Source organism: Idiomarina abyssalis, assembly GCF_019797805.1.
Taxonomy (GTDB): Bacteria; Pseudomonadota; Gammaproteobacteria; order Enterobacterales; family Alteromonadaceae; genus Idiomarina; species Idiomarina abyssalis.
The window spans coordinates 1609966-1625527 of the sequence record NZ_CP081832.1; the positions used below are offsets into that span (position 1 = coordinate 1609966).

The window sequence follows — 15562 nt, forward strand, 5'->3', positions numbered from 1 at the left end:
TTTGAGCATAATTACGGATAATTCAAGGGCAATTGATCACTTTGTTACCTAATTAGCACAAAGCACAACCGCCGCTTTTTGCTTACGACCGCCGTAGCCAAAGGCTTTGCTGAAAGTACTTATAGGCACAGGCAAATATTGACGTTCAGTTGGAGATTCCCAGGGTAACGTATCGTAATCCGGGTCATTGATGTAAATAAAGTCATCGTCTGCGGCGCAAATTAAAACCCAGTGTGGAGCGCGAATACCGTCGAACTGATAAGTTGAAATCAGCGCCATAATTAAACAACCCTGACTCAAATCTTCTTTTATTAAATTAACGTCATAATCACGTACAACAATGGGCACATCATGTTCACGTAAATAGGTCATATCGGCCTGCTGTATACGCTGCATCACAGTCTTTTTCTGTTCCTGGCGAACTGAATCTACAAACAGGGGCTGCTCGGTATTAACTTCCACCCGTACTTTCAAGCCACGTTGATACGCCGCGCGCGCCAGCCCATGTGGCCCACAACCACCATGTCCGGAGGTCATATAAATGGTGGTTGCCTGACGCCAAATTTCCAGCTCTTCAGCTTGCGGATCGCTGCTCGGCCGGCCGAAATAATCCATCGCCATTAACAAGCTGGCTGGTCCGCAGGTAAACTCTGTCGACTGAGTCAGCATAGGAACATATTCATCCGTTGCTCCCACACCGGAGTCCTCGCCCATTTCATATCGGGGAAGCAGCTTTTGTAAAACTAATGCGTCGGTGGATTGTGAAGATGAAGGAGGAAAATACGCCTCGCGCAGTTCTATCGCACGGAACCCTTCACTGTTCATCAACTGTTGCGCAACCGTATTAGAGGTAGCGACTTCGGTACGCAGAAACAGTGAATGTCGCTTATCCGCGAGCTCCTCTGCAGTTTGTAGCAAACTCCGTCCATACCCCCGGCTCCTGAAGCCTTCATCGACAACCAGCGCATAAAGCCGAGCCAGATTAGTATTATTTCGGTAAAGAACAACGGTATAGCCAATTACCCGGGCATCGGCCACCAACACATGAAAGTCTGCAGTGGATGACTCAATGAACCGCCGAAAGCTACGCTTACTAATAGCATCTTCGGGGAAAGTAAGAGCTTCCAGCGCAGTTACCGCATCTAAATGCGACGTTTGTGCGGGGATTATTTGAGTTCTTTTACCAGTCATAAATTTACGATCTCTCCAAGCGCTGCTCCCGAGGTAATAACCTAAGGCTTCAGGCTACCTTTTGTACCACGAATCGTGTTAAACTTGCGCGCAAATTTTGCCAGTCGGGATTATTCTGTGAGCGATAAAAAACCTTCTTTAAGTTATAAAGACGCGGGCGTCGACATTGACGCTGGTAATGCATTGGTTGAACGTATTAAAGGCGTTACCAAGCGCACGCACCGCCCTGAAGTCATGGGTAACATTGGTGGGTTTGGTGCTCTGTGTGAAATTCCGGCGGGTTATAAACAACCGGTTCTGGTTTCCGGAACCGACGGTGTGGGTACCAAATTACGCTTAGCTATCGATCTTAAACGTCACCGTGGGGTGGGTATCGATTTGGTTGCTATGTGCGTTAACGACCTTATTGTACAGGGTGCTGAGCCTCTGTTCTTTCTCGACTACTACGCAACAGGCAAACTGGACGTTGACGTAGCAGCTGACGTGGTTGCCGGTATCGGTGACGGCTGTGAGCAATCAGGCTGTGCCCTGATTGGTGGCGAAACCGCAGAAATGCCAGGCATGTACGAAGGCGGCGATTATGACTTAGCCGGTTTTTGTACGGGTGTGGTCGAAAAGTCAGAGATTATCGACGGCACTAAAGTTGCCGACGGCGACGCTCTAATCGCCCTGGCATCGAGTGGTCCTCACTCGAACGGTTACTCGCTTATTCGGAAAATTATTGAAGTCAGCGGCGCAGATTTAGAGTCTCACCTGCAAGGTAAAACACTGGCAGACCACCTATTAGAACCTACACGCATTTATGTGAAATCGGTTCTGGAATTGATTAAACACGTACCGGTACACGCGTTGTCACACATTACCGGTGGTGGCTTCTGGGAAAACATCCCTCGCGTATTGCCTAAAGGTAGTAAAGCCGTTATTGATGGCAACAGCTGGGACTGGCCGGTTATCTTCGACTGGTTAAAAGAAAACGGCAATGTCAGCATGAAAGAAATGTACCGCACCTTTAACTGTGGTGTGGGTATGGTTATTGCGGTTCCAAACGAGCACGCAGACAAAGCCATCCACATTCTGACCGATGCTGGCGAAGACGCCTGGAAAATTGGCCGTATTGCCAATGCAGCTGAAGGTGAAGAGCAAGTCGACATTCTGGCCGACGAGACTCACTAATGAAGCGTATTGTTGTACTAATTTCAGGCACGGGCAGTAATATGCAGGCCATTCAACAGGCCTGTGAAGACGGTAAAATCGCCGGTAAAGTTGTTGCGGTGATTTCCAATAAAGCCTCCGCTAAAGGTTTAGAGAAAGCTTCGTCTAAAGGCATTGATACCGAAGTGTTAAGCCACAAAGAGTTTGACTCTCGTGAAGCTTATGACGCTGAGTTAAAGACATTGATAGACAGTTACCAGCCCGATCTGGTCGTACTTGCCGGCTTTATGCGTATTCTGACAGGCGAATTTACGCGCCACTACGAAGGCCGCATGTTTAATATTCACCCATCTTTGTTACCCAAATACAAAGGGGTGAATACGCACCAAAGAGCTTTGGACGCAGGCGATACCGAACATGGTGTGAGTGTGCACTTTGTAACAGAAGAGCTGGATGGGGGCCCGGTCGCATTGCAGGCTAAGGTTCCTATTTTCGAAGGCGACACGGTAGAAGATATTCAGGCCCGGGTTCACGAGCAGGAACATCGTATTTATCCACTGGTGGTTAACTGGTTCTGTCAGGGGCGTCTGAAACTGGAAGGTGGGCGCGTCACCCTCGATGGCGAAGTGCTAGGCGCCCAAGGCTACGCAGCAGATTAATTTACATAGACAAGCTCTTAAGCGACATGGTCGCTTGCTCGTCACCTTCTTTAAACTGCTGCATTTTAACCATCACATAGTTTAGCTCCGGCGCAAACCAGAAAAAGGTCTGACGCCGGTTATTATCCCTTATGCGCCCTACTTTTATTGCTTTAACCTCGCCGTAAGGTAAAGATAATTGCTGGTCTCGCGCTAATACCTCAAAACGATACTCATCTTCGTTCCCTTTTTCATCAACAAGCCGGTATTCGAAGACTTCAGAACCATTGGCTAAATCAACACGCAACTGTTCCGTCACGTTAGCTTCATCGAACAAGGCATCTTCCCAGTTCACATCCAGCATGCGCCCGGTATCAACGTTACGGACTTTCTTCTCATCCGCTATAAATTCGCCATGAAAGGACTTATCCGACCCCGTTCCGGTTCTCATATAAATAAATTCGCGCGGTTCCAATCGGCTATTTTTTTCATCCACAATAAATACGGAGCGAGCTTCACGCGTATCGGACAAAATAAACCAGGAAATATCGGACTTCGTTCGCAACTGCCATTCGTCCTCAGGCGACACTTCCAGGTAACGATAGCCTTCCCCATATTCGCTATCACCACGCGTGATCAAATAATCAGCCTGATAAGGTTTCATTGACTGTTCGATAGGCTGTTCGGCATTTTGATGGTTATCGGCGTTGGCATAGCTCATTGTCATGCTGCCTACTAAAACGCTGGATACCAGCCAACTGACTGTCCTTTTCACTGTCACTTCTCCACTTTATTTACTACTGGACGTTTATATTGACAACAAAATTCAAACGCCCGTTCAATTTTTGCTTGAAAATAACCGCTCGTTGATCTAACTTGCACAGTATCACTGGTCAGACCTCCACGTCGGAGTATTACACTATGAGTATTGCACTTTGGATTGTCGCTACTGTTTTAGTTGCGGCTGCATTAATTTACAAACGAGCCAGCCTGGCAATGTTCAGCGCCGGTTTAGTTATTATGTTCGCTATTGGTAGCGCAATCGACATTGTTGGCCCGGTTCTTTGGGTTATCTTAGCCATTGTGCTGGTACCACTCAACTTAGCACCAATTCGTTTGAATCTGCTGACTAAGCCTATTCTTAGCGCATATCGCAAGGTAATGCCAGAAATGTCTGACACCGAGCGCGATGCACTGGAAGCCGGCACCGTATGGTGGGATGGTGACTTGTTCAGCGGCGACCCTGACTGGAAAAAGCTTCACGACGTACCTAAGGCCGAATTAACGGCTGAAGAAAAAGCCTTCTTAGAAGGCCCCTGTGAAGAAGTCTGTAAAATGCTGAACGACTGGGAAGTCACACACGAACTAACGGATATGCCCGAGCATGTCTGGCAGTACCTGAAGGATGAGAAATTCTTCGCCATGATCATCAAGAAAGAATACGGTGGTCTGGAGTTTTCTGCTTACGCGCAGTCTCGTGTGTTGCAGAAACTGGCAGGCGTGAGCACCGTACTGGCTTCAACCGTGGGCGTACCTAACTCATTAGGCCCGGGCGAGTTGTTGCAGCATTATGGTACCAAAGAACAGCAGGACCATTACCTGCCTCGCCTGGCCAGCGGTGACGAAATTCCATGTTTCGCACTGACCAGCCCGGAAGCCGGTTCTGACGCGGGTGCTATTCCTGACTCAGGTGTGGTTTGTAAAGGCGAATGGAATGGCGAAGAAATTGTCGGCATTAAGCTGAATTTCAACAAGCGCTACATTACGTTAGCACCAGTGGCTACTGTACTAGGTCTGGCATTCAAAATGTACGACCCTGACAACCTTATTGGTGAAGAAGAAGAGCTGGGTATTACCTGTGCCCTTATTCCTCGTGACACTAAAGGTGTTGAAATAGGTCGCCGTCACTTCCCGCTTAACGTCCCGTTCCAGAACGGTCCTATTCGCGGTAACGACGTATTCGTTCCATTAGATTACATTATTGGTGGTCAGAAGAACGCTGGTAAAGGTTGGCGTATGCTGGTTGAATGTCTGTCAGTTGGTCGTTCAATCACTCTGCCGTCAAATAGCGCTGGTGGCATTAAGTCAATTGCTCTGGCAACGGGTGCTTATTCACGTATTCGCCGTCAGTTCAAATTGCCTATCGGTAAAATGGAAGGTGTTGAAGAGCCAATGGCACGCATTGCTGGTAACGCGTACCTGATGGACGCTGTCACCATGTTATCGACCAAAGGTATCGACCTGGGCGAAAAGCCTTCGGTTATCGGCGCCATTGCAAAATACCACATGACTGAAAAGTTACGTTCTTGCATGGACGACGCTATGGACATCCATGGTGGTAAAGGCATCTGTTTAGGTCCAAATAACTACTTAGGCCGTGGTTACCAGGGTGTTCCGGTTGCTATTACCGTTGAAGGCGCCAACATTCTGACTCGTAGCATGATGATCTACGGCCAGGGCGCCATCCGTTGCCACCCATTTGTTTTAAAAGAAATGGAAGCATCAGCGGAGCAAGGGCCTGAAGCTCTGAAAAAGTTTGATAAAGCCGTATTTGGTCATATTGGTTTTGCCATGAGTAATTTCGTTCGCTCGGTATTTTATGGCTTTGGTGGCCACCGTCTGAGCTCTGTTCCGGCAAGCGACGAAACCCGTAAATATTATCAGCAGATGAACCGCTTTAGTGCCAACATGGCGTTATTGTCAGACATTGCTATGGGCAAACTGGGTGGCAGCCTCAAACGCAAAGAACGCGTTTCCGCACGCTTAGGCGACATGCTTAGCTACTTGTACATTGGTTCTTGTATTCTGAAACGCTTCCATGACCAGGGCCGCATTAAAGAAGACCTGCCGTTAGTTCACTGGGCTATGCAGGATACCTTGCATAAGCTGCAGGAAGCACAGTTAGAAATGCTGGCAAACTTTGGTGGTGTTGGTAGCTTCATGCGTGCAGTAATGTACCCGTTAGGCCGCATTGCTAAACGTCCTTCAGACAAGAACGACCACCAAATAGCTCGTATGCTAATGTCACCTAATGACGTACGCACACGCTTAGGCGACGGCCAGTTCCTGAGCCCTGAAGGTCACTTCGGTTTCCTTGAGCAAACACTGCAAGACGTCATTGCTGCCGAGCCGCTGTACGACAAAGTCTGCAAAGCAGCCGGTAAACGTTTTAGCTTTACTCAGTTAGACCAAATTGGTGCTAAAGGCAAAGAGCTGGGCGTACTGAGCGATGATGAAGTTGCGTTACTAGAGCGCACTGAAGCGGGTCGCTTACGTACCATCAATGTTGATGACTTTGCTCCGGAAGATCTGTTAGCCGGTAAAGCAGCGTTTGATTACGCATTAAAAAATCTAAAGAAAGGTGAAGCTGCATAATCGCTAACCTCTAAGTAAAAACGGCGCCCTGGTTTCAGCGGCGCCTTTTTTTTATGCTAGAATCTTGCGCTGGTTTAAAAACTTATAATAAAGGCGTGAGTTATGCAGTCTCCCAATAACGACTACAACGCAACCAGCAAGCGCGGTTGGTTTACCCGTTTTCTTGATACCGTTGAGTGGCTCGGTAATCTGTTACCCCACCCAATTACCTTATTCGCTCTGTTCTGCCTCTTCATTATTTTCATTAGTGGCATTGCCGCTTACTTCGGTGTCAGCGCAATAGACCCCAGAGACGGCGAAACCGTTATAAAAGCCGTCAGCTTACTGAATGCTGAAGGGATACAACGCATTGTGACCAACCTAGTCACTAACTTTACCGGGTTCACGCCTTTAGGTACGGTTTTGGTTGCTCTTTTGGGTGTGGGCGTTGCTGAACGTTCGGGCTTAATCTCAGCCGCCATGCGCGGACTGGTCATGAAAGCCCCGCCACGTCTTATTACCGTTACTGTGGTCTTCGCCGGTGTCGTTTCCAATACCGCGGCCGAGCTTGGTTATGTGGTTCTGGTACCTCTTGCTGCCATGATTTTTTATGGACTGGGTCGTCACCCTCTTGCCGGTCTTGCAGCAGCTTTTGCCGGCGTCTCTGCCGGTTACAGTGCCAACCTGTTAATTGGAACGGTTGACCCTTTACTGTCGGGCATTACCGAAGAAGCCGCTAAAATAATCGACCCAAGCTATACCGTCGGCGCCGAAGCCAACTGGTACTTTATGATGGTCAGCACCTTCTTAATTGCCATTATGGGTGCTTTGATCACAGATAAAATTGTTGAGCCAAAACTGGGCAAATACAACAAAGACGAAGCCTCTATTGATTTATCCGATCAATCTTCAATGGATCCTTTAACCAAACAGGAAAAACGCGGGCTAATTTACGCTGGTATCAGTGTGTTGATTCTTGCCGGCATTCTGGCGTTAACGGTCGTGCCTGAATGGGGCATTCTGCGCCACCCTGAAACCGGTGAAGTCACAGGCTCCCCGTTCCTCAAGGGCGTTGTGGTTTACATCTTCTTCTTCTTTGCCATTCCGGGTTACGTTTATGGTCGCACCGTTGAAACCATGCGAACCGACCGCGATGTCATTGACGCTATGTCGCACAGTATGAGTACTATGGGCATGTACATTGTGTTGGTGTTTTTTGCCGCGCAATTCGTCAACTTCTTTAAATGGACTAACTTCGGAACCATTTTTGCTATTAACGGAGCCGAGTTCCTGACCAATATTGGCATGACCGGTCCTATCATTTTCTTGTTCTTCATTATGGTTTGCGGTTTCGTTAACTTAATGCTGGGCTCGGCTTCGGCACAGTGGGCTATTACTGCGCCTATCTTCGTACCTATGCTCATGCTGATTGGCTACTCGCCGGAGGTTATTCAGGCCGCCTACCGTATTGGTGACTCGGTAACAAACATCATTACCCCTATGATGAGCTACTTCGGTTTGATATTGGCAGTCGCCGCTCGTTATAAGAAGGACCTGGGTATAGGAACCCTGATTGCCATGATGCTGCCATACTCTATGGTCTTCTTTGTCGGTTGGTCAGTACTCTTCTTCCTCTGGGTGTTTGTGTTCGGCTTCCCTGTTGGGCCTGCAGCACCGACTTTCTATAACTAAAAAAGCTATTCGGGCCGGCGCATTACGCGGTATGCAATAACCGCTAATAAGCCGGCCACACCTATCACCCACGCCATAGCGTAGTCAGTAAACGAACCAGCCTGACTCACCCCGGCAGACACCAAACCCGCAATTAAAAACTGTAAACTGCCGGTCACTGCCGAGGCTGAACCCGCCCGTTCTTTTTGTTCTGCCAAAGCCCCGGCCATAGCATTGGGGAAAACCAAACCAAGCGTTGAAATATAGGCGAATAAAGGCAGCAAAATTCCCCAGAAGCTCGCATTTAAGTAAGCCATAACACACATTATGACCGAAACTATTGCCAGCATAGGCAAAGAAACATTAAGAATTTTTCGAGAGGAATGGTACTTCAACAACCAACCATTTAATTGAGAAAGCCCGATAATACCAATAGCATTCAGACCAAATAACCAACTGTAGTGAGTTGGCGAAAGACCGAAAACTTCAATAAACATTTTCGGCGAACCAGTGATGTAAGCAAACAGACCCGACTGAGCGATAGCACCTGTTAACGAATAACGAAGAAAAGACGGATCGCGAAGCACTGACCAATAGGTGCTGCCGGTGTTCCGCATACGCACATCGTAGCGGCGCCCCCGCGTTTCCGGCATGACAAAGTGAATGGTTACCGCTGACGCAACGCCCAATGCAGCCACAATCAGAAACAAAGCGCGCCAACCCATCCATTCCGTTACATAAGCCCCAAATAACGGGGCCAGAATAGGCGCGACGCCCATAACAAGAATGAGAAAAGAGAACACACGGGCTGATGCTTGTGGTGTGTATAAGTCACGCACCACCGCCCGGGCAATAACAATACCGGCACAGGCCCCAATGGCCTGGAAAAAGCGTAAAACGATAAGCCACTGAATGTCCGGGGCAAAAGCACAACCAATAGACGTCACCACGTAGATTGCCAGCCCGATATACAACGGATTCTTGCGTCCGAACTTATCGGTCGCAGTACCGTAAAGTAACTGACCAATAAAAAGACCGAAGAAAAAGGCAGTAAGCGATAATTCAACGTGATGTGTATCGGTTGCATAATCAGACGCAATAGCGCTGAATGCAGGCAGATACATATCGATGGAAAGCGGGGCAAAAGCCGTCAATAACGCCAGAATGACAACAATAAAATCAAATCTGGCGTTATCTGAAACAGGTGCAGGCTCGAACTGTCGAGCCACTAATTATCTCCGGCAGGAACGTAAGACTGTGTTGCAAAATCCTGTGGGCGTTTTAATACGTCCTGAGTACGGGCGTAATTCACCAAAGACTCAGCGTAGTCTATTCCTGTATTGCGGGCCCGACCTCGCTCACTGACACGATAAAACGTATCATAACCATCCTGACCACTGGCAATAAAGCTATTGGTGACCATGACATAGGTTGCCCTTGCCGTCATTGGTTGCCAACTGTTGCTGCCTTTATCCCACACCTGCAGATTAGACACACGGCTGCCCTTTTCTTTGGTTAAATCAACCGAGTAACGAATACCGGCACCATAAGGGTAAGCTCGTGTTGAGCCGCCGTCAGAGACGGAATAAGCTAACGCTTCTTCCATTGCCTGTTTGAACTCAGAACCACTGAGCTCCAGTTTCACCAGCGTATTCGCAAAAGGCAGTACGTTAAATGCGTCACCGACTGTGAAGTCTCCCTGACTAATATCAGAACGGACACCGCCACCGTTTTGTATCGCAAAGTCGGCCTCCGGCACTGAATGCAAAAAGGCTTCGGCTACCAGGCGATGAGCACCTGAACTCATTACATCAGCGCAGCCGTCGCGTCGTGGTAAATCAATTTCCTGACTGCAAATTTGTTGCGGAACTTGCGCTAACACTTCAGCAGAAAAGTCCTCAACTTTGCTTTGATAATCTTCCAGCATATTTTGCAGTTCAGCATCCGGCTCGACAAAGCTGAACACACCACTTTCTTCCAATGCAGTTTTGATGGGTTCATAAGTTGTCACAATGCCGTCACTCACTTGAATATCCTCACTCAAAAGGTAGTGTGGCCGGCCGCCGCATTCTTCAATTTTGTCACCGTCAAAAAACGCCTGCATTTCACCAACTACGAGTGAATACTGGTAAGCATGAGCAAGACAAACTTTGTCGCCATCGGCATTTGTTAACTCAGTTGGGTAGGGTCCATCAGATTCCATTCCAAAACCGCTGAAATCACCCAGTAAGGTGTGTGAGTCACCGCCAATGACAATATCGACGCCAGGCAGTTGCTGCACCAGCTCTTTGTCACGTTCGTACTGAATATGAGTCAGCAGGACAATTTTCTCAATGCCCTGCTGTTGAACTTCGGCAACATATTTACGCGCCGTTTCCAGTTCATCTAAAAACTCAGTAGTTTCATCGGGCTGTGACGATTTTTTAGTTTTACTGGCGATATCCAGACCAATAATGGCAATTTCTTCGCCATTACGCTCAACAACGGTATAGGGTTTGAACATCTCCCAATCACGGTTCGGTGTTAAAGGAGAGTCACCCACTTTAGGCTTAATGTTCGCCCCTAGTTTGGCTGTAGGGCAGCTTTCAGTGCCCAGCTGCTGCAGAAAATCAGCCAACCCGGCGTCGCCATTATCAAACTCGTGATTACCAATCGTGAAAGCATCAAAACACACGTTATTCATCATACGGGCGTCGGCTTCACTGCCAAATAACGTAAAATACAAGCTACCAGTAAGAGCATCGCCAGCATGCAGGGTCAGCACATTGTTATTCGCTTCTCGCAGGGCCTTAATTTGAGCCGCGACCCTTGGGAAACCGCCTGCTTCAACCTGCCACTCCTGATCACCCCAAACCAGAGTTTGCTGTTTTGGCGCCAAAGTGGAGTGATGATCATTAATGTGTAACAGCGTTAATTGGAACTTATTGCTTTGGGGCTCCTGAGGAGCTGAGGCACAACTGATTAACAGCGCAGAAGCTGCAACAGCCGTCCACCCCCGAACCATACGTTTTAAATTAAACTCGCCTGTTTTCACCAGCTGATCCTTTTAGTCTTTTATCAACCCAATTTCACGTAAGCGTTGCATTAGATAGTCATCCGCAGTAATCGGTTCATCGCGCTGCGGATTTTCTTCGGAAATACAGCTTTCCAAAGGCGTAATCATCACATCCGGATTAAAGTGCAAAAAGAACGGAATAGAGTAACGTGATTTAGCATTGTATGGTGCGGGAGGGTTAACTACCCTATGCGTCGTGGATGGCAACACATGATTGGTCAGCCGCTGTAGCATATCACCCACATTACAGATAATAGCACCTTCGATAATTGTTACTGGTACCCACGTCCCGTCTTTGGCTAAAACTTCCAGCCCCGGCTCACGCGAACCCACTAATAAGGTTAAAACGTTAATATCTTCATGTGCGCCGGCACGAACAGAAGGGGTATCTTCATCAATAATAGGCGGATAATGCAAAGGACGCAGAATTGAATTGCCGTTGTTGACCTTATTTCGGAAAAAGTCCCGCGGTTGGCGTAAATAAACGGCTAAAGCATCCAGTACCTGATTACCCAGCTTATCTAATGCCGCGTATATAGCGAGCATGTCGTCCTTAAACTTAGGCAGTTCCTGCGGCCACACGTTAGGTAACAACTGTGGGTAAACCGGCTCACCTTCCACTTCCCGGCCCACATGCCAGAACTCTTTCAAGTCAACATGTGTCGCGTCTTTAGCAACCTCGGTACCAAAAGGAGTATAGCCGCGCGCGCCACCCTCGCCCGGACGATGATATTGCTTCTTAATGTCTTCCGGTAACGCGAAAAGCTCACGGCAGGTATCCAGTGCCCGTTCAATAAGCGTTGTATCAACTCCGTGCTGAGTTAAGGCAATAAAGCCATATTTCTCATAACCGTTGCCTACATCTTGAGTAAAGGCATCAAAGTCGTCATGGTAACGACGCATATCAACGTGCGGGATAGACTGCATGGTGGCTTCCAACTTCCTAAAAGAGCTTAATGAATAGGCCTGTATTGTATGAATATTCAGGTTAAATCACAAGTTTGCGAGCACACGCTTCACCGGGTTAAAGCCCTTGCGATGTATAGGGCACGGCCCATATTTCTCTAAAAGTTTAAGGTGCTTGGGAGTGCCATAAGCCTTGTGCTTGTCAAATTCATACTGTGGGTAGAGTTCATGCCACTTTAGCATCTGTCTGTCCCGTTCTACTTTCGCTAAAATCGATGCTGCCGCAATGCACTGTTCACTCGCATCTCCTCCCACTATAGCTTTTGCAGGGACGTTTAATTCAGGCACCCGGTTACCGTCCACTAAAACCATGTCAGGCTTAACCGGAAGTGCTTCAATGGCTCTTTGCATGGCTTTCATCGACGCCCAGAGAATATTAATAGCCTCAATTTCATCAGGATCAGATTGAGCAATGGCCCAGTAAAGCGCCTTTTCCTTTATTTCCAGACTGAGCTTCTCGCGCTTTTTCTCGCTCAGCTTTTTCGAGTCGTTTAGCCCTTCAACTGGATTCTCCGGATCCAGTATCACCGCTGCCGCCACAACCGGCCCTGCAATAGGCCCCCGACCGGCTTCATCTGTACCACAAATCATTGACACTTTTTTCACCCTGTTTGCTTTGTTCCGCTGCACAATAATGGTTATGATACCTGCGCATAATAATTAGACCAATAAAATAACAATCAGGGGTTACACCATGGCTCAATCTCCACAACCAGACCGTTCGCAAAAGGAAAAACCGGACAGTCTGCTTAACCGCCTTCTTGATGGCGTTGAAAAGGTCGGTAATAAACTACCTGACCCGGCCGTTATGTTTTTTGGCTTATTGATCATTGTCTGGGCAATGTCCTGGCTATTATCCGGCGTCAGCTTTGACGAAAAACACCCGCTAACCGGGGACACAATAGGCGTTACTAACCTATTAAGTGGTACCGAAATGGCCGCATTCCTTGCCAATATGGTTGACACCTTTATGGGCTTTGCGCCTTTAGGTGTTGTGCTGGTTGCCATGTTAGGTGTCGGTGTAGCCGAGCGCTCAGGTTTTATTAATGTCGCCATTAAGTTAATGCTGAACGTCACGCCCAAAATGTTGCTGACGCCAGTGCTGATTCTGGTTGCTATTGTCAGCCATACCGCCGTTGATGCCGGCTATGTACTGGTTATTCCTTTGGGTGGTGTTATTTTCTACGCTGCTGGTAGACATCCATTGGCCGGTATCGCCGCCGCTTTCGCTGGTGTTTCCGGTGGCTTCAGTGCCAACTTTGTTCCTTCCGCTATAGACCCGTTGCTACAAGGTTTTACTGAAAGTGCCGCACAAATTATTGATGCGGATATGCAGTTAAACCCATTAAACAACTATTACTTTACCGCCGCTTCGTCAGTTATCGTTGTCGCTATTGGCTGGTTCCTGACCGATAAGGTGGTTGAACCTCGTTTACGCGGTGCCGAAATTGACGGTGATGCCGATGACATGCCTGCACTGGATGATGTTTCCCCGCGTGACCGCAAAGCGTTTTACGCTGGCGTAATCACCATGGCAGTAGGTTTGGCCCTGTTGTATTTTTCCGCAACGGCTGAAAATACACCATTAGCTGACCCGGCAACGGGTGAATTGGCATCCTACTCAGCCCCTCTTATGGGCATGATTGTTCCGCTTATTTTCCTGCTGTTTATTATTCCGGGCATTGTTCATGGCTACGTTTCCGGTAACTTTACCAACTCGCAGGACGTTATCGGCGCAATGACCAAGTCGATGGAAGGTATGGCTTACTATATGGTCATGGCGTTCTTCTGTGCCTTATTTATTAAAGCCTTCGGTGACTCTCAGCTCGGTACGCTAATTTCCGTTAAAGGCGCGAACTTCTTGGCCAGCCTGGAGCTGTCCGGTGGAGTTACCATGGTCGGCATCGTCATTCTGGTAGCCTTTATCAACCTATTTGTGGGTTCAGCTTCAGCGAAATGGGCTTTGATATCACCTATTTTTGTGCCCATGCTAATGCAGCTGGGTTACTCACCGGATTTAACTCAGGCTGCTTATCGTGTCGGTGATTCATCCAGTAATATCATTACTCCGCTGCTGCCCTACTTCCCGCTGGTTGTGCTTTACTGCCAACGTTACGTAAAAGGCACCGGCATTGGCACATTGGTTGCGATGATGCTGCCATACACTATCGCTCTGTTGATTTTGTGGTCAGCGTTCCTGATTTTATATTGGACACTTGGGTTCCCACTCGGTATTCAGGCTAACTACGTTTACCCGGCGGGCTAAACTCATGACCTCTGTTAACAATAAAACAGTCTGGCTAACCGGTGCTTCTTCGGGCATCGGTCTGGCTTTGGCACGTCAGTTAGCCAATCAGGGTGCCAGACTTATTTTAACCTCACGCCGTGAGCAACAATTGGAAGAGTTACGACAGAGCCTTCCAAACAGCGAACAGCATCAGGTATTAGCTCTGGACTTAAGCCAGCCTGAGAAAGCCAAAGAAACAGCGTCTGCGGCATTGAGAAATACACCGGTCGATATACTTATTAATAACGCCGGTGTTTCTCAGCGCAGCCCGGCTATGGAAACTGATCTCACTGTATACAGAACGCTGATGGAGGTCGATTACTTCTCGGTAGTGGCGTTAAACCAGGTGGTATTAGCTGACATGGTAAAGCGCCGTAATGGCCATATTGTCACCGTTTCTAGTGTGGCAGGCAAAGTTGGAACCAAACTACGCAGTGGTTATTCAGGCGCTAAGTTCGCAGTCATCGGCTATATGGACTGCCTGCGAGCAGAAATGGCCGAGCACAATGTGCGTTGCACAACGGTACTTCCCGGCTTTGTACGCACACAAATAGCGCACAACGCATTGACCGGCGACGGCTCTTTAAGAGGTAAAGAAGACCAGGACAACGCCAGCGGCATTAGTCCTGAGCAATGCGCCGCCGATATTATCCGCGCTATTGAAAGCAATAAAGCGGAAGTCATTAGCGGCAAAGGCATGAGCAAAGTGGCACCGCTACTACAGCGATTCTTCCCGGGTTTACTCAGAAAAATGTTGGCTAACCGGTGAGTTCGCTTACCGGTTTTAATTCCAGGCAGGGTTCCAGGTAATTTCCCAAATATGCCCATCCGGGTCTTTAAAAAAGCCCCCGTAGCCGCCCCAGAATAAGTCTTTCGCGGGTTTAATAATCTCAGCTCCTGCTCGTTCCGCTTCCACCATAACTTCATCAACCGCATTCCGGGAACTGACATTATGGCTCAGCAGAACTTCATTAGCCGCACGAGCGACATCAACACCCATTTCTGCCGCAATACTTTTACGTGGCCATAACGCCAGTCTGAGCCCATTGGGTAATTTAAAGAACACCACGGCACCATGCTCAAACTCTTCACCTATAATGCCGTCGGTTTCCCAACCCAGGCCGTCCTGATAAAACGCCAACGAACGTTTCAAATCATCAACGCCTAAGGTGATCACACTAATACTGGGGTTCATAGAACCTCTTCACGATTAAGGCTAAACTCTTACAATGTACTCTAATCAACATT

The 15562-nt window shown here is 48.2% G+C and carries 13 protein-coding genes; 6 read left to right on the forward strand and 7 right to left on the reverse strand.

The annotated features are described in order from the left end of the window. Positions 1 to 48: 48 nt before the first annotated feature. Positions 49 to 1191 (reverse strand): peptidase C39 family protein, encoded by a 1143-nt coding sequence (locus tag K5X84_RS07720; RefSeq protein WP_222235496.1) that lies wholly within the window; start codon positions 1189 to 1191, stop codon positions 49 to 51. Positions 1192 to 1308: 117 nt separating this feature from the next. Here K5X84_RS07720 and purM point away from each other — a divergent pair, with 117 nt between their 5' ends. Continuing rightward, positions 1309 to 2364 carry a phosphoribosylformylglycinamidine cyclo-ligase gene (gene purM, locus K5X84_RS07725; protein ID WP_199494580.1) on the forward strand — a complete coding sequence of 352 codons (1056 nt, stop codon included), beginning with the start codon at positions 1309 to 1311 and terminating at the stop codon, positions 2362 to 2364. After that, entirely contained in the window at positions 2364 to 3002 is a 639-nt protein-coding gene (gene purN, locus K5X84_RS07730) for a phosphoribosylglycinamide formyltransferase (protein ID WP_222235497.1), read from the forward strand. Before purM ends, purN begins: the two co-directional genes overlap by 1 nt. 1 nt (position 3003) lies before the next feature. On the opposite strand, the gene K5X84_RS07735 is transcribed toward purN, so the two are convergent. Beyond that, positions 3004 to 3756, reverse strand: a complete 753-nt coding sequence (locus K5X84_RS07735; RefSeq protein ID WP_222235498.1) for a DUF3108 domain-containing protein — start codon at positions 3754 to 3756, stop codon at positions 3004 to 3006. 146 nt (positions 3757 to 3902) lie between these two features. Here K5X84_RS07735 and fadE point away from each other — a divergent pair, with 146 nt between their 5' ends. Both fadE and K5X84_RS07745 read left to right on the forward strand, forming a co-directional pair. Further along, a complete protein-coding gene (gene fadE, locus K5X84_RS07740; protein WP_222235499.1) occupies positions 3903 to 6356 on the forward strand; it encodes an acyl-CoA dehydrogenase FadE in 2454 nt (817 codons plus the stop codon). Positions 6357 to 6458: 102 nt separating this feature from the next. Continuing rightward, complete coding sequence (locus tag K5X84_RS07745; RefSeq protein WP_222235500.1) at positions 6459 to 8027, forward strand: AbgT family transporter; 1569 nt, start codon at positions 6459 to 6461, stop codon at positions 8025 to 8027. 5 nt (positions 8028 to 8032) lie between these two features. Here the strand turns inward: K5X84_RS07745 and K5X84_RS07750 are convergent, their stop codons facing one another. The 4 genes from K5X84_RS07750 to rnhB form a co-directional block, all read right to left on the reverse strand. Next, positions 8033 to 9235 (reverse strand): multidrug effflux MFS transporter, encoded by a 1203-nt coding sequence (locus K5X84_RS07750; RefSeq protein ID WP_199494576.1) that lies wholly within the window; start codon positions 9233 to 9235, stop codon positions 8033 to 8035. Beyond that, complete coding sequence (locus tag K5X84_RS07755) at positions 9235 to 11040, reverse strand: bifunctional metallophosphatase/5'-nucleotidase (RefSeq protein ID WP_222235501.1); 1806 nt, start codon at positions 11038 to 11040, stop codon at positions 9235 to 9237. Before K5X84_RS07755 ends, K5X84_RS07750 begins: the two co-directional genes overlap by 1 nt. Before the next feature lie 12 nt (positions 11041 to 11052). Continuing rightward, positions 11053 to 11988, reverse strand: coding sequence for an isopenicillin N synthase family dioxygenase (locus K5X84_RS07760; RefSeq protein ID WP_222235502.1), 936 nt, complete (start codon positions 11986 to 11988; stop codon positions 11053 to 11055). 66 nt (positions 11989 to 12054) lie between these two features. Further along, positions 12055 to 12618: a ribonuclease HII gene (rnhB, locus tag K5X84_RS07765; RefSeq protein ID WP_222237008.1), complete on the reverse strand. Its 564-nt coding sequence runs from the start codon at positions 12616 to 12618 to the stop codon at positions 12055 to 12057. Positions 12619 to 12721: 103 nt separating this feature from the next. Between rnhB and K5X84_RS07770 the strand changes: the two genes are divergently transcribed. Continuing rightward, a complete protein-coding gene (locus tag K5X84_RS07770; RefSeq protein WP_222235503.1) occupies positions 12722 to 14293 on the forward strand; it encodes an AbgT family transporter in 1572 nt (523 codons plus the stop codon). A gap of 4 nt (positions 14294 to 14297) precedes the next feature. Then, positions 14298 to 15083 (forward strand): SDR family oxidoreductase, encoded by a 786-nt coding sequence (locus K5X84_RS07775; protein WP_222235504.1) that lies wholly within the window; start codon positions 14298 to 14300, stop codon positions 15081 to 15083. A gap of 15 nt (positions 15084 to 15098) precedes the next feature. Here K5X84_RS07775 and K5X84_RS07780 read toward each other — a convergent pair whose 3' ends face one another. Further along, the gene (locus K5X84_RS07780; protein ID WP_222235505.1) at positions 15099 to 15509 is read right to left on the reverse strand and encodes a VOC family protein; all 411 of its coding nucleotides are present in this window, start codon (positions 15507 to 15509) and stop codon (positions 15099 to 15101) included. Between the last annotated feature and the right edge of the window lie 53 nt (positions 15510 to 15562).